Origin of the sequence: Bacillus inaquosorum, from assembly GCF_023238325.1 — a bacterium.
Lineage (GTDB): Bacteria > Bacillota > Bacilli > Bacillales > Bacillaceae > Bacillus > Bacillus inaquosorum.
The window spans coordinates 2,945,720-2,963,762 of record NZ_CP096592.1 but is presented as its reverse complement, the minus strand read 5'-3'; the positions used below and the strand labels follow the sequence as shown (position 1 = coordinate 2,963,762).

The window sequence follows — 18,043 nt, the reverse complement described above, 5'->3', positions numbered from 1 at the left end:
AATTGTCAGGCTGCCTGCCGATCTCGTTTTTCCATCAAGCGGCTCCAGCCTGTTAAGATAACTGCACCGACTACCATTAATCCGCCTATCCAAGCGGTGTGAATCAGTCCGATTGAATCGGTAATCACACCTCCAAGGTATGAGCCAAGCGCAATCCCTGCATTAAAGGCAGCGATATTCATCGCGGATGCGACGTCAACTGCACTCGGGACAAAACGTTCAGCCAGCATAACGACATACACCTGAAGGCCGGGCACATTCATAAAGGCCAGCAAGCCCATACAGAGAATAGTAATGAGGCCAGCTGTTTGATATGGAGCCGTAAATGCTAGTACGAACAGAACGAGTGCCTGTACGATAAACATATAGAATAAAGCGGCAATCGGATTTCGGTTTGACAGCCTTCCGCCGATCATATTGCCGATTGCGATGGCAATTCCGTATCCGAGCAGGATCACTGCTACAGTTCCGGCTTTGAAGCCTGTTACTTCCTGAAGCAAGGGAGACAGATATGTGAACACAACGAATGTTCCTCCGTATCCAAGCGCCGTAATGACAAATAAAAGCAATAACCGGCCGTTTGTCACAAGCTTCAATTGATCTCGCATCGTTGTTTTCGTCCCTTTTCGTAATTTGGACGGAACAAGGATGCCATTTGTAATGAAAGCAATAACTCCGACGGCGATAATAACCATAAAGGCAAAACGCCAGCCGAGCTGCTGACCGATAAACGTGCCGAAAGGAACACCGGTTACAGTTGCCACAGTGAGGCCTGTAAACATAATCGAAATCGCGCTGGCCCTTTTATCCTCAGGGACAATATCCGCTGCGATCGTCGAACCGATCGACATAAACACACCGTGTGAAAAAGCTGATATCACACGTGCTGCTAATAAAATCCCGATACTTGAAGCGGTAGCTGCCATCGTATTCCCGGCAATAAAAATGAACATGATCCAAAGCAATAGCGTCTTTCGTGACATGCTTGACGTCAATGAAGTTAAAATAGGGGCTCCGAATGTAACGCCAAGCGCATATAGGGAAACGGTCAATCCCGCTGTTGTGACAGGAATGTCCAGATCATCAGAAATTAACGGCAAAAGGCCGACGCTGATAAATTCGGTTGTCCCTATGGCGAATGCACTTACAGCCAGAGCCAGGAGTGCAGGAATGCTGCTTTTGCTTTTATTGGCTGTAGTCATCATATTCCTCCTTTGTGTAATGTGTTGTATGATTGAAATTCTGCCGAGTAAGCTATATAAATAAAATAGAGCAGATTCAAATCAGCCGGCAAATGTGATTATGAAAGATATCATCAAGAAAGAAAAGTACGTACTTTTAAGTGCTATAGTCACTTTTTAGTGCCTGTAAGGAGAATGAACGGTATGGAGAAGAAAAAATATAACATTTCTGTTGAAGCGACTCTTGAAGTGATCGGCGGGAAATGGAAATGCGTCATTTTATGCCACCTGACGCACGGAAAAAAACGCACGAGTGAATTAAAGCGCCTGATGCCTAACATCACACAAAAAATGCTGACCCAGCAGCTGCGTGAGCTGGAAGCGGACGGTGTCATTAACCGGATCGTGTACAATCAGGTTCCTCCAAAAGTGGAATACGAGCTCAGCGAATACGGCCGCAGCTTAGAAGGGATTTTAGACATGCTGTGTGCTTGGGGAGCGAATCATATTAACAGAGTGTACGGGGATACATTTTCTGTGTTAGAAGAAAGTGTGCTCAATGATAAGTTAAAACAGGAATCATAAAAAGAGCAGTCAGTGCGGAGCGCTGGCTGCTCTTTGGTTCTTACGCCTGATATTGTGTGCAAGAAAACCTATAATGCATCATAAATTAGCGTTATAATCGTTGATTTTTATCAATATGTACTGGCGATTTCATTTTAATGTGTTATACTAATTTTAGATAGCAGTAAATTAGGATGGCATAATTGATAAGGGGTGTCCAACATGAAGGTAAAAGTAGCGATCAACGGGTTTGGAAGAATCGGAAGAATGGTCTTCAGAAAAGCAATGTTAGACGATCAAATTCAAGTAGTGGCCATTAACGCCAGCTATTCCGCAGAAACGCTGGCTCATTTAATAAAGTATGACACAATTCACGGCAGGTACGACAAAGAGGTTTTGGCTGGTGAAGACAGCCTGATCGTGAATGGAAAGAAAGTGCTTTTATTAAACAGCCGTGATCCAAAACAGCTTCCTTGGGGCGAATATGATATTGACATTGTTGTTGAAGCAACAGGAAAATTTAATTCAAAAGATAAAGCGATGGGCCATATAGAAGCGGGTGCGAAAAAAGTCATTCTGACTGCTCCGGGAAAAAATGAAGACGTTACCATTGTGATGGGAGTAAATGAGGACCAATTCGACGCAGACCGTCATGTCATCATTTCAAATGCGTCATGCACGACAAACTGCCTAGCGCCTGTTGTTAAAGTGCTGGATGAAGAATTTGGCATTGAGAGCGGGCTGATGACCACGGTTCATGCGTATACGAATGACCAGAAAAATATTGATAATCCGCACAAGGATTTGCGCCGGGCGCGGGCCTGCGGTGAATCCATCATTCCAACGACAACTGGAGCGGCAAAGGCGCTTTCGCTCGTACTGCCGCATCTGAAAGGAAAGCTTCATGGCCTCGCCTTGCGTGTCCCTGTTCCGAACGTCTCATTAGTTGATCTCGTTGTCGATCTGAAATCAGATGTAACGGCTGAAGAGGTAAACGAGGCATTTAAACGGGCTGCCAAAACGTCGATGTACGGCGTGCTTGATTATTCAGATGAACCGCTCGTTTCAACTGACTACAATACGAATCCCCATTCAGCGGTCATTGACGGGCTTACAACAATGGTAATGGAAGACAGGAAAGTAAAGGTGCTCGCGTGGTATGACAACGAATGGGGCTACTCATGCAGAGTCGTTGATCTGATCCGCCATGTAGCGGCACGAATGAAACATCCGTCTGCTGTATAGAATAAGGTCATGGACGCACTTTGAAGAAAAAACCCTTAACAGCATATTTCTGAAAAAACGCACCTTGCAAATTAGACTTAAACACAGTATACTATTTTTCGTGAACTTCTTGCTTGAGACTGTTTCGGAATTACTTAAAGGGTTAGGACCTCTCCGGACTAACTTTCCCCCGTGGTAAATGGCCGACCCAGTTGTTGGAATTTCACTTTTTAATTCTTGTTAAGGGGGGTCCATGACTATGGAAACAATGGGGCGTCACGTTATCTCCGAGCTATGGGGATGCGATTTTGATAAGCTGAATGACATGGATTTTATTGAAAAAACGTTTGTAAATGCTGCTCTAAAATCAGGTGCTGAGGTGCGCGAGGTTGCATTTCACAAATTTGCACCGCAAGGCGTAAGCGGAGTTGTGATTATTTCTGAATCACACTTAACAATTCACAGTTTTCCTGAGCACGGATATGCGAGCATTGATGTTTATACTTGTGGAGACTTAGATCCTAATGTCGCTGCTGACTACATCGCAGAGGCATTACATGCTGATACAAGAGAAAACATTGAAATACCGAGAGGAATGGGGCCTGTGCAAATTAAACAGGCGCAAGCGAAAGTACTATAAAGTAATCACGAACACAAAGGGAGCTGAAGCTAGAAAGCCGTTATGCGCTTTTTAGCTTATGCTCCTTTTATTTTTATAAAGAAACAAGAGTGGTCAGCTTTTTCTTTTTTCATTTTTTTTGTAAAATAAGAAAGAGATTTTCACAAACCACCTGATGCTGTAGAATGCTTTACACAACGGCTCTCCCGACAGATGGCTGTCACATTTATTTTGAAAAGGCGGAGGCTGCCGAAAATACATTGCAGGGAACGAAATAGTTGGGAGCTGATTTTATTGAAATGTCCTTCATGCCAGCATAACGGAACGCGAGTCCTTGATTCACGTCCTGTGGATGACGGAAAATCCATTCGCCGAAGACGTGAGTGCGAATCCTGCCACTACCGGTTTACGACCTTTGAGAAAGTAGAGGAAACCCCGCTCATCGTAGTGAAAAAAGAAGGCGTGCGTGAGGAATTCAGCAGAGAAAAAATGCTGCGCGGCCTCATAAAAGCATGTGAAAAAAGACCCGTTTCACTCAAAACGCTTGAAGACATGTGCTTTGATATTGAAAAAGAACTTCGCAATCAAGGCTGCTCTGAGGTAAAAAGCGAGCTTGTCGGAGAAATGGTCATGGACCGGCTGGCTAAGATTGATGAAGTCGCATATGTGCGGTTCGCGTCCGTCTATCGGCAGTTTAAAGATATAAATGTCTTTATCGACGAATTAAAAGACTTAATAAAGAAAGAGCGGTAAAAGAGCTAAGAGGATTCTTCTAGCTCTTTTCTCATGTGCAAAATTGGCATTTGATAGATATAAGAAACGGTGTAAAATGAAAGGTAGAAACAAATTCGGAAGGTTTGAGAATGTATGGCTGACTATTGGAAAGATGTACTGCCTGTAGATCCGTATGTGGTCAAAAGCAGATCGATGCTGCAGGATATAGACAGACAAATTATCACACAACTGTATCAGCCCTTAATCGGCCCTGTTGCATTCTCTCTTTATATGACATTGTGGGGAGAGCTTGAACAAAACCGTTTGTGGGGCGGAGAGTCCACACATAGACAGCTGATGGGGATGACACAGTCCAATTTAAAAACGATTCATCAGGAACAGGGGAAGCTCGAGGGTATCGGATTGCTAAAAGCATATATGAAAGAATCCGAGCGGCAGGAGCGCCTCTTTATATATGAACTCCTCCCGCCGCTCAGGCCAAATGAATTTTTTGAAGACGGAATGCTGAATGTTTTTCTGTACAATAGAGTCGGAAAAACAAAGTATCAGCAATTAAAACAATTTTTCACGCACCCGGCTATTTCAGAAGATGCGAAGGACATTACGCGGCCGTTTAATCATGCGTTTGAATCGCTGCAGCCGAGTGAATGGAAGCTCACATCTGATATGGAGGATACGGTGAGACTTGCGCCGGGCACAGAATATACTTCTGTCGGACAAGCGCCGTCTTATACCATAACGGAGGAAGTGTTTGATTTTGATTTGTTTTTAGCGGGACTTTCTGAGACGATGATTCCGAGAAAAGCGATGACCCAGCAGGTGCGCGACACAATCAAAAAGCTTTCTTATCTGTATGGCATAGATCCTTTGCAGATGCAAAATGTCGTGATGAGTGCGATTGATGAGCGTGATGTGATTACGACGGAGGCTTTAAGAAAAGCGGCCAGCGATTGGTATCAAATCGAAAGAAACGGACAGCTGCCTGACTTAGTGGAAAAAACACAGCCGGTGCACCTGCGTGAAGGCGAAAAGCCGGTGGAAGAGGATTCACTGGACGGAAAGCTGATCGCATTGCTGGAGGCGATTTCTCCGAAGAAGCTTCTCCAGGACATTGCCGACGGAACAGAGCCGTCAAAAGCGGATCTGAAAATCATTGAAGAAATTATGTTTGAACAGAAGCTCGAGCCAGGCGTTACAAATGTGTTAATTTATTATGTCATGCTGAAAACTGACATGAAGCTGTCGAAAAACTATATTCAAAAAATCGCCTCGCATTGGGCGCGCAAAAAGGTAAAAACGGTCAGAGAAGCGATGAAGCTCGCGATAGAAGAAAACCGCCAATACCTTGAATGGGCTGAGGGAAAAGCAAATCAGCCTTCAAAACGAAACCAAAAAGTGATTCGCGAAGAAAAACTTCCTGATTGGATGAAAGAAAAAGAGACAGCATCCGATTCAGAAGCCGGACAGCAGAAGCTGCAACCGCAGGATTTGGAAGAACAGAAGAAAAAGATGATGGAAGAAATGCAAAAACTGAAAAAATACTCTGCCTATTAAAGGCAGAGATGCGGGGTGAAGTAATAGATGGAACCAATCGGCCGTTCCCTGCAGGGCGTAACCGGCAGACCGGATTTCCAAAAACGCCTTGAACAAATGAAGGAAAAAGTCATGAATGATCAAGATGTTCAGGTATTTTTGAAGGAAAACGAAGAAATAATTGACCAAAAAATGATCGAAAAGAGCTTAAATAAGCTTTATGAATATATCGGGCAAAGCAAGAATTGCTCCTATTGTTCGGAAGATGAAGATTGCAACAATCTGTTGGAGGGCTACCATCCGAAGCTTGTTGTCAATGGCCGCTCTATTGATATCGAGTATTATGAATGTCCGGTCAAACGGAAGCTCGACCAGCAGAAAAAACAAAAGTCTCTTATGAAAAGCATGTATATCCAGCAGGATCTCCTCGGGGCAACGTTCCAGCAGGTCGATATCAGTGACCCGAGCAGGCTCGCGATGTTCCAGCATGTTACAGATTTTCTGAAAAGCTATAATGAGACGGGAAAAGGGAAAGGACTGTACTTATACGGGAAGTTCGGGGTAGGAAAAACGTTTATGCTCGCTGCGATTGCCAATGAGCTGGCGGAAAAAGAGTATTCCTCTATGATCGTCTATGTGCCCGAATTTGTGAGAGAGCTTAAAAATTCGCTGCAAGACCATTCATTGGAAGAGAAACTCAATATGGTCAAAACAACACCCGTATTGATGCTTGATGACATCGGGGCGGAATCAATGACAAGCTGGGTAAGGGATGAAGTCATTGGAACGGTGCTTCAGCACAGAATGTCCCAGCAGCTGCCGACTTTCTTTTCTTCTAATTTCTCACCTGACGAGCTGAAGCATCATTTTACGTATTCGCAAAGGGGAGAAAAGGAAGAAGTAAAAGCGGCAAGACTAATGGAGCGGATATTATATCTGGCTGCTCCGATCCGCCTTGACGGAGAAAACCGCCGCCATCCGTAATCGCTGCGGTTCAAAGGGGAAGGAACTGAGGGTATGAAAATAAAAACGGCTGTTAAATGGCTGGCAGTGCTTGCAGGTGCAGGTTTAATCTATTGGGGAAATAAAACGTATTTGAATTTATCGCCAAAAGAGATCAGAGTATGGGTATTGTCATTCGGGGTCTTTGCACCGCTTATGTTTATCGGGATATCCATCGTCAGACCTCTTGTTTTATTTCCGGTATCTGTTATTTCTATAGCGGGCGGACTTGCGTTTGGCCCGCTTCTCGGCACGCTTTACACATTGTTCGGTTCGATGTGCGCTTCTGCTGTATCGTTTTTTGCGGCCGGCTTGTTTGCGGCGAAAAAGAACGGCCATTATGAAAAGCTGGAAGCCATTCAGAAGCAAATGGAGGATAACGGATTTTTTTATATCTTTCTTTTAAGAATCCTGCCGATCAATTTTGATTTCGTCAGCTATGCGGCAGGCCTTTCCAATGTCAAAGCGCTGCCGTATTTTGCAGCGACGGCCGCGGGAATCATCCCTGGGACCATTGCGCTGAATGTGCTGGGAGCAAGCTTTTTGACTGGGAATCTGCCCGCTTTCTTTATGGTGCTCACTTTGTATATCGTTTTTGTCTCGCTGCCATTTATCTTCAGAAAGAAAATGCAAAGCTTGTTTCAAGAATCAAATTAAGATTTGCCAGTGACCTTTACGTCTATTTTAAAAACATCCCCCATATACTTGTAACAGATGCCGTAAGGGGGGACAAACATGCTTGAAATAATCTTTGAAGATGACCATGATGCAGCCGCTTTTTTACATCTCATTCAGCATTCGGACGATCGGAACAACCTCATTGTCCGTGAAGGCATACGGAAAATCGGGATTGAAAAAGCGAAGCCGGCTTTCTCTATTCAGCGTTTTATGGAGCCGATTCTGGTCAAATTTTTTTTAGAATGCAAAGAAGACGAGCATATGCTGTCATTGATTGAGGGAACATACTGCTTCACGGACCAGGATGAACAGCAGCAAATCCTTCAGCTCGCACACAGTATTATTGAAGGAGAAGCAGACGATCTTCCTTTTGAGCCGCTAAAGCTTTCGCGGAAACAATCAATTTTGGATGAACTCCAAACGATCTGTTTAGAGGAAGGTGTATTTTCCATTCGTTCTTTTCAGACTTTCCGACTCGGACAATACTACAAACAGCTGAGAGACATTACGGAAGCGGCGATAGATGAATATAAGATGGAACAGGAATATCAAAACTTTATTCAAACACTCAGAGACTATGTAACAGCCAAACAGCCGCGAATCAAAAAGGTGCATATTGTCCATGATGGTTCATTTACATTATGGGAGCTGCGCTATGTGCCGGAACGGGAAAAAATGAAATACATAGACAGGCGATTTGTCCGGGATCATCCTATGTACATTGATTCTCATTTGCTTGCGCCGCTGATTTCCATCGCGCCTGATGAAGTGGTGCTTTACACCGACCAGCCCGAGCACATGATGGCAAGGACCATTCAAAACGTATTTCAAGAGCGATTGGAAATGCTTCCGCTGCACGCTTTTTCAGGTGCAGAAATACCGGTAAAGCACTCGGAAGGATAAGGGCCGGCAGCCTGTATATATAAGGCTGTCGGTTTGAAAAAAAGGAAATGCGATCGTGTTGATTTTTTGGAATGAACAATTTATAATACATAGGAGATTAAGAAAGACACACGTATTGATAAGGACATGAAGGAATGATACCGGCTCAAAGAGAGGGAAGTCACGGCTGCAAGCTTCCCAGCTAAGGACCATTCGCTTTACCGCCTTTGAACTTCAGCTGTGAACTCCTTCATAAGGAACAGTAATGGCTGACGGGAACTCCCGTTACAGAGCTTAGAGCCGCAGGTGCCGGAGTATTGGCTATGCGGAAAAAAGGGTGGAACCACGATTCCGTTTATTCAACCTCGTCCCTTTCATAGGGGGCGGGGTTTTTATATGCAAAAAAAGGAGTGACAAAGATGTCAGATATGGTAAAAATCACATTTCCTGACGGAGCAGTCAAGGAGTTTGCGAAAGGAACAACAACAGAAGATATCGCGGCATCCATCAGTCCGGGATTAAAGAAAAAATCATTAGCCGGAAAACTGAACGGAAAAGAAATCGATTTGAGAACACCGATCAATGAAGACGGTACAGTGGAAATCATTACAGAAGGCTCAGAAGAAGGTCTTCAAATTATGCGCCACAGTACGGCTCATTTGCTGGCTCAAGCGATTAAACGCATCTACAAAGATGTTAAATTCGGTGTCGGTCCAGTCATCGAAAACGGTTTTTACTACGATGTAGAAATGGAAGAAGCGATTACGCCGGAAGATCTGCCGAAAATTGAGAAAGAAATGAAAAAAATCGTCAATGCGAACCTTCCGATCGTTCGAAAAGAAGTCAGCCGTGAAGAAGCGAAAGCCCGTTTTGCAGAAATCGGCGACGACCTGAAGCTTGAACTATTGGATGCGATTCCTGAAGGAGAAACGGTTTCGATCTATGAGCAAGGCGAATTCTTTGACCTGTGCCGCGGCGTGCACGTTCCTTCAACAGGAAAAATTAAAGAGTTTAAGCTGTTAAGCCTTGCAGGTGCATATTGGCGCGGTGACAGCAACAACCAAATGCTTCAGCGCGTATACGGCACAGCGTTCTTCAAAAAAGCTGATCTTGAAGAGCATCTTCGCATGCTTGAAGAAGCAAAAGAGCGTGACCACAGAAAGCTCGGCAAAGAATTAAAGCTGTTTGCGAATTCTCAAAAAGTCGGACAAGGCCTGCCGCTTTGGCTGCCAAAAGGCGCGACAATCCGCCGCGTCATCGAGCGCTATATTGTCGATAAAGAAATCAGCCTCGGCTATGAGCACGTATACACACCTGTGCTTGGAAGCAAAGAGCTGTATGAAACATCAGGACACTGGGATCATTATCAGGAGGGCATGTTCCCTCCGATGGAAATGGATAATGAAACACTTGTGCTCCGCCCGATGAACTGCCCGCACCATATGATGATTTACAAAAACGACATCCACAGCTACCGCGAGCTTCCGATTCGTATTGCGGAGCTGGGAACAATGCACCGCTATGAAATGTCAGGTGCGCTGTCAGGTCTTCAGCGTGTGCGCGGCATGACATTAAACGATGCGCACATCTTTGTGCGTCCGGATCAAATTAAGGATGAGTTTATCCGTACAGTCCGTTTAATCCAGGAAGTATATGAAGACTTCGGCTTAAGTGATTACACATTCCGTCTCTCTTACCGTGATCCGGAAGACACAGAGAAATATTTTGATGACGATGAAATGTGGAACAAAGCACAATCCATGCTGAAAGAAGCAATGGACGAAATCGGCCATGATTATTACGAAGCAGAAGGTGAAGCGGCATTCTACGGCCCTAAACTTGATGTTCAGGTGAAAACAGCGATCGGCAAAGAAGAAACATTGTCTACGGTTCAGCTTGACTTCTTATTGCCTGAACGTTTCGATCTGACTTATATCGGCGAAGACGGCAAGCAGCACCGTCCGGTTGTTATTCACAGAGGTGTCGTATCAACAATGGAACGCTTTGTTGCCTTCTTAATCGAAGAACACAAAGGCGCGCTGCCAACATGGCTTGCACCAGTTCAATTCCAAGTCATCCCGGTTTCTCCGGCTGTGCATTTAGACTACGCGAAAAAAGTGCAGGAACGCCTGCAGCGTGAAGGCCTGCGCGTAGAAGTCGACAGCCGTGATGAAAAAATCGGCTACAAAATCCGTGAAGCGCAAATGCAAAAAATTCCGTATATGCTTGTGGTCGGTGACCAAGAGGCAGAAAACGGAGCGGTAAACGTTCGTAAGTACGGAGAGCAGAACTCTGAAACCATTTCACTTGATGATTTTGTGAAAAAGGCAGTAGCTGAAGCGAAAAAATAACATAAAAAAGAGCATGATCTCATTGAAGAGATCATGCTTTTTTTATTTCTCTAATATAGGAAACAAATCATGAAGGCTGCTGATGATGTAATCAGGCGTCACGTCAGTTTCGTTTTTCTTATCCGTCCGGTTGATCCAAACGGTTTTCATTCCGGCTCTTGAAGCGCCTAAAATATCAGTATTCAAATTATCGCCGACCATGATCGCATCGTCTTTTTCAATATTCATCAGCTTAAGGCAGTGTTCAAAGATTGAAACATCCGGTTTCCCTTTGCCGAAAGCGCCCGAAATGACGATTTCATTGAAATAAGGAGCGAGTTCAGGCACGCCTGCGAGTTTCTCCTTTTGCAGACTCGGATCGCCGTTTGTCAAAAGCAGCAATTCATACTTGCCTTTTAATTGATCGAGTACAGCAAATGTCTCATCATATACAAACGGGCGTCTTCTGCGCTCTGCCGCAAAAAACTCTCCTAAAAATTCGCCGTATGCCGGATCATCGATGCCAAGCGCTTTCAGTCCGTTTGTCCATGCATTTCTTCTGTACTCCGGCACAATCTTGTTCAGCTTCTGAAATCCTTCACTGATCGGTTCTGAGAAATTGGACCACAGTCCTTCAAACGGGTTAATGCCGATCATCACTGTATATGGATATGTCTCATATGACATGTACAATTCTCTCGCCGCTTCACGAACAGCTGCTTCGAATGCCTGATGGTCAAGGCCATATTTTTTCTCCGCTTGTAAACAAGTTTCTGCAAATGTTGTTCTGACGCTTTTTTCATCCCAAAGTAGTGTATCGTCTAAATCAAAAAATACGGCTTTCATGATCTTCTCCTCTGCTTCAGATTCAAATCTTTCTGCCAAAAGGCTCATGTTTTATTTTACAATAGATAATAGCCTTGTGAAATATGTTTTCAGACGATTTTTAAAAAACAGTCAGCCATGAAATTCATGGACCGAAAACATGCTAGAATGAAAATGGAAAGAACAGGTGACATGCATGATTCATTTAATGATTATGATGCTTGAGAGGGTAGGGATTATTGTTATTTTGGGGTTCATTCTCGCCCATACAAAGCTGTTCAGACAAGCGCTGCAAAATCAGGACGGCTATAAAGGAAAAGCGGTTTTAATTTCTATTTTTTCTCTTTTCAGCATCATCAGCAATTATACAGGCATTGAAATTCAAAAAAATATGATTGTAAACAATGACTGGGTGTTTGCGATAGATCCGTCTGGCTCTATTGCGAATACCCGTATTTTGGGCGTGGAAATCGGAGGCCTTCTCGGAGGTCCGTTTGTAGGAGCGGGGATCGGTATACTGGCAGGCCTTCATCGTTTTTCGCTCGGCGGCAGCACGGCCTTAAGCTGTGCGGTATCATCCGTTTTAGCGGGTGTTCTTGCCGGCTTTATCGGCAGGTATTTTACGAAGCGCTACCGAATGCCGACACCGCGTGTCGCCGCTCTTGTGGGAATTGGCATGGAGTCACTGCAGATGGTGATTATTTTGCTGATGGCAAAGCCGTTCAGTGACGCTTGGGAGCTTGTCAGCATGATCGGAATTCCGATGATACTCATCAATGGGACAGGCAGTTTTATTTTCCTGTCGATTATCCAAGCGATCATTCGCAAGGAAGAGCAGGCAAGGGCGCTTGAAACGCACAGAGTGCTGACGATTGCTGACCAGACGCTTCCATTTTTTCGCCAAGGTCTAAATGAAAACTCCTGTAAAAGTGTAGCGTCTATTATCCATAAGCTGACCGGAACGGATGCGGTGTCTCTCACTGATAAAGAAAAGATCCTTGCGCATGTCGGCGCGGGAATGGATCATCACATCCCATCAAAAAGCTTGATCACCGGCCTGTCCAAAAAGGTGATAAAAACAGGGCAAATTATGAAGGCGATTTCACAGGAAGAGATTGAATGCACACATTCTGAATGCCCTTTGCACGCGGCAATTGTCCTGCCGCTGACATCAAACGGAAATACAATCGGCACCTTAAAAATGTACTTTAAAAACCCGGCAGGCCTGAGTCAGGTAGAAGAGGAGCTTGCTGAGGGGCTGGCCATGCTGTTTTCGACACAGCTTGAGCTTGGGGAAGCAGAGCTGCAAAGCAAGCTTCTCAAGGATGCTGAAATCAAAGCGCTTCAAGCACAGGTGAATCCGCATTTTTTATTTAATGCGATCAATACAATTTCTGCGTTATGCCGCACGGATGTTGAAAAAACCCGTAAGCTCTTATTGCAGCTCAGCGTTTATTTTCGTTCAAACCTTCAAGGAGCGAGACAGCTGCTGATTCCGCTCTCAAAGGAGCTGAACCACCTTCACGCCTATTTATCATTAGAACAGGCGCGTTTTCCCGGGAAATATAAGATTGAGCTCAATATCGACAGCAGGCTGGAGCAGATTGAAATCCCACCGTTTGTTTTACAGGTGCTTGTGGAGAACGCGCTTCGGCATGCGTTTCCGAAAAAACAAGACATGTGCAAAGTTACGGTCTGTGTCTTATCTGATGATACATCCGTCTATATGAAGGTGACGGATAACGGACGGGGAATTCCGCCGGACATCCTTCCGGAGCTGGGAAAGAAACCGTTTCCGTCTAAGGAGGGAACCGGTACAGCGCTCTATAACCTGAATCAGCGGCTGATTGGTTTATTCGGACAGCAGGCCGCACTGAATATCAGGAGTGAGGTTCAGAAAGGGACAGAGGTTTCCTTTCGAGTGCCAATGCAACATATGAAAGAGGGAGAAGAACATGCTCAGGGTGTTAATAGTTGATGATGAGATGCTGGCAAGGGATGAACTGGCTTACTTGCTCAAGCGGACCAATGAGGAAATGGAAATCAATGAAGCGGAAAATATTGAATCTGCTTTTGACCAAATGATGGATCAAAAGCCTGACTTGCTGTTTTTAGACGTTGATTTATCCGGAGAAAACGGTTTTGATATCGCAAAGCGGTTGAAGAAAATGAAGCATCCTCCTGCTGTTGTGTTTGCGACGGCATATGACCAGTATGCGCTCAAAGCATTTGAGGTGGACGCCCTTGATTATTTAACCAAGCCTTTCGATGAGGAAAGAATTCAGCAAACGCTGAAAAAATATAAAAAAGTCAATCGGGATATTGTTGAAACAGATCAGAGCAGTCATTCCGGCCAGCACAAACTCGCACTATCTGTAGGAGAATCAATAGTGATCGTAGATACGAAGGACATTATCTATGCCGGAACGGAAGATGGTCATGTCAATGTAAAAACCTTCGATACATCGTATACGGTCAGCGATACGCTCGTTGTCATTGAGAAAAAGCTGTCTGATGCTGGTTTTATCCGCGTCCATCGGAGCTTTGTCGTCAATACCGAATATCTTAAAGAAATTCAGCCGTGGTTTAATTCAACCTATAACCTGATTATGAAAGATGGATCAAAAATACCGGTCAGCCGGACATATGCGAAGGAATTGAAAAAGCTGCTCCATATTTGATGGGCGGCTTTTTGCATTTCAGCCATTTGTTTCTGCAACTCAGTCCCGCTATTCGGCATGTTATCTTGTAAGCGCTTTATAATAAGGGATTCTTATTTATAATGGGGGTACCAAAGAGAAAGAGGTGAAGAAAATGAGTGCTAAAAAAGTGTACGGGTTTTTAACACAAGCATTTATTTTTGCCGTCATTATGCTGGTTTCAAATATGATTGCCGCTATTGTCCCAATCCCTATCCCGGCATCGGTTGTAGGGTTGGTCTTATTATTTCTCCTATTATGTTTGAAAGTCATTAAACTGGAACAAGTAGAAACGCTCGGAACGTCTTTAACCTCTCTGATCGGATTTTTATTTGTTCCATCTGGTATATCTGTTATGAATTCGCTTGGCGTGATGCAGCAATACGGTCTGCAAATTGTTCTTGTCATTCTGCTCGCAACGATTATTTTGCTGGGGGCTACGGGATTGTTTTCTCAGCTGATTCTTTCGCTGAGCGGAAAACGCAAAACCGCAGCGGACGTGAAAACAAAAACAGTGCAAAGCCCGCAGAACAATAAAGAACTCGTTCACCATTAAGGAAAAAGGAGGTTCTTCAGATGGAAAGCACAATGAGTCCTTATTTCGGAATTGTCGTATCACTTGCTGCATTCGGCATCGGCACCTTTTTATTTAAGAAAACGAAAGGCTTCTTCCTTTTCACTCCTTTGTTTGTTGCCATGGTGCTTGGGATCGCATTTTTAAAAATCGGCGGTTTTTCCTACGCGGACTATAATAACGGGGGAGAAATCATTAAGTTTTTCCTTGAACCGGCGACGATCGCTTTTGCCATTCCTTTGTACAAACAAAGAGATAAGCTGAAAAAATACTGGTGGCAAATCATGTCCTCCATTATTGTCGGCTCTATCTGCTCTGTCACGATTGTTTATTTGCTCGCAAAAGGCATTCACCTCGATGCGGCCGTGATGAAAAGCATGCTCCCGCAGGCGGCAACAACGGCAATTGCGCTTCCTTTATCAAAAGATATCGGAGGCATTAGCGATATCACTGCCTTTGCGGTCATCTTTAACGCTGTCATTGTGTATGCGCTCGGAGCATTGTTCTTGAAGGTGTTTAAAGTAAAGAATCCGATTTCTAAAGGATTGGCACTCGGAACGTCCGGACATGCACTCGGTGTAGCTGTCGGGATCGAGATGGGAGAAGTTGAAGCTGCGATGGCAAGTATTGCTGTTGTCGTAGTGGGAGTGGTAACGGTTCTGGTCATACCTGTGTTCATGCAGCTGATCGGAGGATAAGCCAAGGCTGAATGCCTTGGCTTTTTCTTTTATGGTGCGTCTTCGGGATCGATATACCCTTGTTTAATGCCCCATTCCACTTGATCGTCATGCCACTTTTTTCGTTCTTCATAACCATAACCATCGTCATCAGGAAGCTCTGAAGCTGGCTGTTGAATGGTTTTATCCGTCTGGCTCGAGGAAGAAGGTGGATCTTGACTATTAGATGAGGGTGCCTCGGTCTGCTGCCGTTGTGCCTGCGATTGCCGCTTTTTTTCAGCGTTCGCTTTCTGTTCTTTTTGGATTGCTGCCTGCCGCTGTCTTTCAAGTTCAGCTTGTCTTTCCGCTTCCGCTAATCGCTGTCTCTCTGCAGCCTGCTGCTCTGCCAATCGCTGTCTCTCCGCTGCTTCCTCCTGCTGTTTCTTTCGTTTCGCCTCCCGCTCTTTTTCACGTTTTTTCTCGGCTGCGATCTGTCTTTGCTTCTCGGCTGCTTCTTTTGCCTTCCGCTTTCCTAACTCAGCAGCGAGTGGACTCTCGAAATCCATGTCCAGTGAAACGGGTTTTAGTTTTTTCAGCTCTTTCTCTAGTTCCTTTTGATTAAATACTACGGCTGTCTTAACCGTTTCAGCTTTTGGTTCAGAAGATGTGCTGCTATTCGAGCAACCGGTTAATATCAATGTGAAAAATAAAGCAAGCTGTATCAGTTTGTTCATGTGTCAGACTCCCTTCTGCTTCTTATATCGGTTAGGGATTAACTTTACTTTACATTTTTTCCTGTCAGTGGTTTTATGGGAAGCTGCGAAATAAGGAGAAGGATGGAAGGAGACTATTGATTCTATATACAATAGAATCAGGTGTTTACCATCCTCGGCTCATGGTCTTTATTCATGGCGGGGTGTCAGCGGCTGGATGTGGGAACAGCAAATCAGCTACTTTCAGCATTTCGGGGATCGGTCATGTAGCGAATCGAGCTTATTCAACAGAACACTTGATGCGTGGCTAAGCGGTTCAGAAACTTTCCATTCTGGATGAGGATGAAAGATTTTCTTTTTCTCTCTTGCACTCATAGAAAACCCATGTTACAATGTAAAAGTTGTTCCGGATAAGTCGTCCTTGACTAAAGATCCGGTATTGTGTAGAATAGTTATTGAATTGAATATAAATCACAAGCAGAAGCACCCGCTTCTCACCTGATTGACACATGCATGTAGTTGGCAGGTTGACCGTACATTTTTATTGATACAGATGTTCGTAGTGTGGGTGTTTTATAATGCCCGCACTTTTTGTTTGCCTGCAGAATGCAGTCAAAATGAGTTGTGAATCAATTCGAAGAAACTATGGAGGTGGCTCATTATTAGCAAAGATCAATTGGTTAATGAGGGTATCCGTGCACGTGAGGTCCGTTTAATCGGACAAAATGGCGACCAGCTGGGAATCAAGTCCCGTCAGGAAGCACTTGAAATCGCCGGCCGCGCAAATCTTGACCTTGTGTTAGTTGCAGCGAATGCAAAACCGCCTGTCTGCCGAATCATGGACTACGGTAAGTTCCGATTTGAGCAGCAGAAAAAGGAAAAAGAAGCACGCAAGAATCAAAAAATCATTAACTTAAAAGAAGTTCGGTTAAGTCCGACAATCGATGAGCATGACTTTAACACGAAATTGCGCAATGCGATTAAATTCCTTGAAAAAGGCGATAAAGTAAAAGCTTCTATCCGCTTTAAAGGACGCGCAATCACTCATAAAGAAATCGGTCAGCGTGTGTTAGACCGTTTTTCTGAAGCATGTGCTGAGGTTGCGACTGTCGAAACAAAACCAAAAATGGACGGCCGCAGCATGTTCTTAATGCTCGCGCCGAAAAACGAAAAGCAATAAGGAGGAAATCCCATGCCAAAAATGAAAACTCACCGCGGATCTGCTAAACGTTTTAAAAAGACAGGTTCTGGGAAGTTAAAACGTTCTCATGCGTACACAAGTCACTTATTCGCCAACAAATCTCAAAAGCAAAAGCGTAAGCTTCGCAAGAGTGCTGTTGTAAGCGCAGGAGACTTCAAACGTATCAAACAAATGCTTGCTAACATCAAGTAATCGGACAAGGAACAATTAGGAGGGAAATTTAATGCCAAGAGTAAAAGGCGGAACTGTTACACGTAAGCGTCGTAAAAAGGTTCTTAAATTAGCAAAAGGTTATTTCGGTTCAAAACATACATTATACAAAGTAGCTAACCAGCAGGTCATGAAATCTGGAAACTATGCTTTCCGTGACCGTCGTCAGAAAAAACGTGATTTCCGTAAGCTTTGGATCACTCGTATCAACGCAGCTGCTCGCATGAACGGTCTTTCTTACAGCCGTTTAATGCACGGTCTTAAGCTGTCTGGTATCGAAGTAAACCGTAAAATGCTTGCTGATCTTGCTGTAAACGATCTTACTGCATTCAATCAGCTTGCTGATGCTGCTAAAGCTCAATTAAACAAGTAATCATATAAGGCCGCTCTCCAGCAGAGCGGCTTTTTTATATAAAG

General features: G+C 44.3%; 19 protein-coding genes and 1 other annotated feature. Of the genes, 16 read left to right on the top strand and 3 right to left on the bottom strand.

The genetic code is table 11. The annotated features are described in order from the left end of the window. Positions 1-5 precede the first annotated feature (5 nt). The gene (locus tag M1M80_RS15035) at positions 6-1,202 is read right to left on the bottom strand and encodes an MFS transporter (protein WP_060399256.1); all 1,197 of its coding nucleotides are present in this window, start codon (positions 1,200-1,202) and stop codon (positions 6-8) included. Between the two features lie 183 nt (positions 1,203-1,385). On the opposite strand from M1M80_RS15035, the gene M1M80_RS15030 reads away from it, so the two are divergent. The 9 genes from M1M80_RS15030 to thrS all read left to right on the top strand — a co-directional run bounded on the left by M1M80_RS15030 (position 1,386) and on the right by thrS (position 10,769). Further along, positions 1,386-1,766, top strand: a complete 381-nt coding sequence (locus M1M80_RS15030; protein ID WP_003229458.1) for a winged helix-turn-helix transcriptional regulator — start codon at positions 1,386-1,388, stop codon at positions 1,764-1,766. Positions 1,767-1,967: 201 nt separating this feature from the next. Beyond that, complete coding sequence (locus tag M1M80_RS15025; RefSeq protein WP_060399255.1) at positions 1,968-2,990, top strand: glyceraldehyde-3-phosphate dehydrogenase; 1,023 nt, start codon at positions 1,968-1,970, stop codon at positions 2,988-2,990. Positions 2,991-3,228: 238 nt separating this feature from the next. Further along, positions 3,229-3,609 carry an adenosylmethionine decarboxylase gene (gene speD, locus M1M80_RS15020; RefSeq protein WP_003223584.1) on the top strand — a complete coding sequence of 127 codons (381 nt, stop codon included), beginning with the start codon at positions 3,229-3,231 and terminating at the stop codon, positions 3,607-3,609. A 273-nt stretch (positions 3,610-3,882) separates the two neighbouring features. Further along, positions 3,883-4,341, top strand: a complete 459-nt coding sequence (gene nrdR / locus M1M80_RS15015; protein WP_003223586.1) for a transcriptional regulator NrdR — start codon at positions 3,883-3,885, stop codon at positions 4,339-4,341. Positions 4,342-4,455: 114 nt separating this feature from the next. Then, positions 4,456-5,877 carry a replicative helicase loading/DNA remodeling protein DnaB gene (gene dnaB, locus M1M80_RS15010; RefSeq protein WP_060399254.1) on the top strand — a complete coding sequence of 474 codons (1,422 nt, stop codon included), beginning with the start codon at positions 4,456-4,458 and terminating at the stop codon, positions 5,875-5,877. A 27-nt stretch (positions 5,878-5,904) separates the two neighbouring features. Continuing rightward, positions 5,905-6,840: a primosomal protein DnaI gene (dnaI, locus tag M1M80_RS15005; RefSeq protein ID WP_019259143.1), complete on the top strand. Its 936-nt coding sequence runs from the start codon at positions 5,905-5,907 to the stop codon at positions 6,838-6,840. A gap of 33 nt (positions 6,841-6,873) precedes the next feature. Then, on the top strand, positions 6,874-7,515 hold the full coding sequence (locus M1M80_RS15000; RefSeq protein ID WP_060399253.1) for a TVP38/TMEM64 family protein: 642 nt from the start codon (positions 6,874-6,876) through the stop codon (positions 7,513-7,515). 78 nt (positions 7,516-7,593) lie between these two features. Next, entirely contained in the window at positions 7,594-8,439 is an 846-nt protein-coding gene (gene ytxC, locus M1M80_RS14995; protein WP_003237747.1) for a putative sporulation protein YtxC, read from the top strand. 398 nt (positions 8,440-8,837) lie between these two features. Further along, on the top strand, positions 8,838-10,769 hold the full coding sequence (gene thrS / locus M1M80_RS14990) for a threonine--tRNA ligase (protein WP_060399252.1): 1,932 nt from the start codon (positions 8,838-8,840) through the stop codon (positions 10,767-10,769). Between the two features lie 42 nt (positions 10,770-10,811). Here the strand turns inward: thrS and M1M80_RS14985 are convergent, their stop codons facing one another. Further along, complete coding sequence (locus M1M80_RS14985; protein WP_019259141.1) at positions 10,812-11,594, bottom strand: HAD family hydrolase; 783 nt, start codon at positions 11,592-11,594, stop codon at positions 10,812-10,814. Positions 11,595-11,769: 175 nt separating this feature from the next. Between M1M80_RS14985 and lytS the strand changes: the two genes are divergently transcribed. The 4 genes from lytS to lrgB all read left to right on the top strand — a co-directional run bounded on the left by lytS (position 11,770) and on the right by lrgB (position 15,544). Next, on the top strand, positions 11,770-13,551 hold the full coding sequence (gene lytS / locus M1M80_RS14980; RefSeq protein WP_060399251.1) for a two-component system sensor histidine kinase LytS: 1,782 nt from the start codon (positions 11,770-11,772) through the stop codon (positions 13,549-13,551). Beyond that, positions 13,529-14,254, top strand: a complete 726-nt coding sequence (gene lytT, locus M1M80_RS14975; protein WP_019259139.1) for a two-component system response regulator LytT — start codon at positions 13,529-13,531, stop codon at positions 14,252-14,254. The genes lytS and lytT overlap by 23 nt, the downstream gene beginning before the upstream one ends. 133 nt (positions 14,255-14,387) lie before the next feature. Next, positions 14,388-14,828 (top strand): antiholin-like murein hydrolase modulator LrgA, encoded by a 441-nt coding sequence (lrgA, locus tag M1M80_RS14970; protein ID WP_003237738.1) that lies wholly within the window; start codon positions 14,388-14,390, stop codon positions 14,826-14,828. Positions 14,829-14,848: 20 nt separating this feature from the next. Beyond that, positions 14,849-15,544, top strand: a complete 696-nt coding sequence (gene lrgB, locus M1M80_RS14965; RefSeq protein WP_003237736.1) for an antiholin-like protein LrgB — start codon at positions 14,849-14,851, stop codon at positions 15,542-15,544. A gap of 29 nt (positions 15,545-15,573) precedes the next feature. Here lrgB and M1M80_RS14960 read toward each other — a convergent pair whose 3' ends face one another. Beyond that, positions 15,574-16,236 (bottom strand): hypothetical protein, encoded by a 663-nt coding sequence (locus M1M80_RS14960; protein ID WP_060399250.1) that lies wholly within the window; start codon positions 16,234-16,236, stop codon positions 15,574-15,576. A 448-nt stretch (positions 16,237-16,684) separates the two neighbouring features. After that, positions 16,685-16,815, top strand: a sequence feature (ribosomal protein L20 leader region). A 58-nt stretch (positions 16,816-16,873) separates the two neighbouring features. Between M1M80_RS14960 and infC the strand changes: the two genes are divergently transcribed. From infC to rplT, 3 genes are read left to right on the top strand one after another with little or no spacing between them, the layout of a single operon-like run. Then, on the top strand, positions 16,874-17,395 hold the full coding sequence (infC, locus tag M1M80_RS14955) for a translation initiation factor IF-3 (protein WP_010886591.1): 522 nt from the start codon (positions 16,874-16,876) through the stop codon (positions 17,393-17,395). 12 nt (positions 17,396-17,407) lie between these two features. Next, positions 17,408-17,608 (top strand): 50S ribosomal protein L35, encoded by a 201-nt coding sequence (gene rpmI, locus M1M80_RS14950; protein WP_003222418.1) that lies wholly within the window; start codon positions 17,408-17,410, stop codon positions 17,606-17,608. A gap of 31 nt (positions 17,609-17,639) precedes the next feature. After that, positions 17,640-17,999, top strand: coding sequence for a 50S ribosomal protein L20 (gene rplT / locus M1M80_RS14945; RefSeq protein ID WP_003222420.1), 360 nt, complete (start codon positions 17,640-17,642; stop codon positions 17,997-17,999). Positions 18,000-18,043 lie beyond the last annotated feature (44 nt).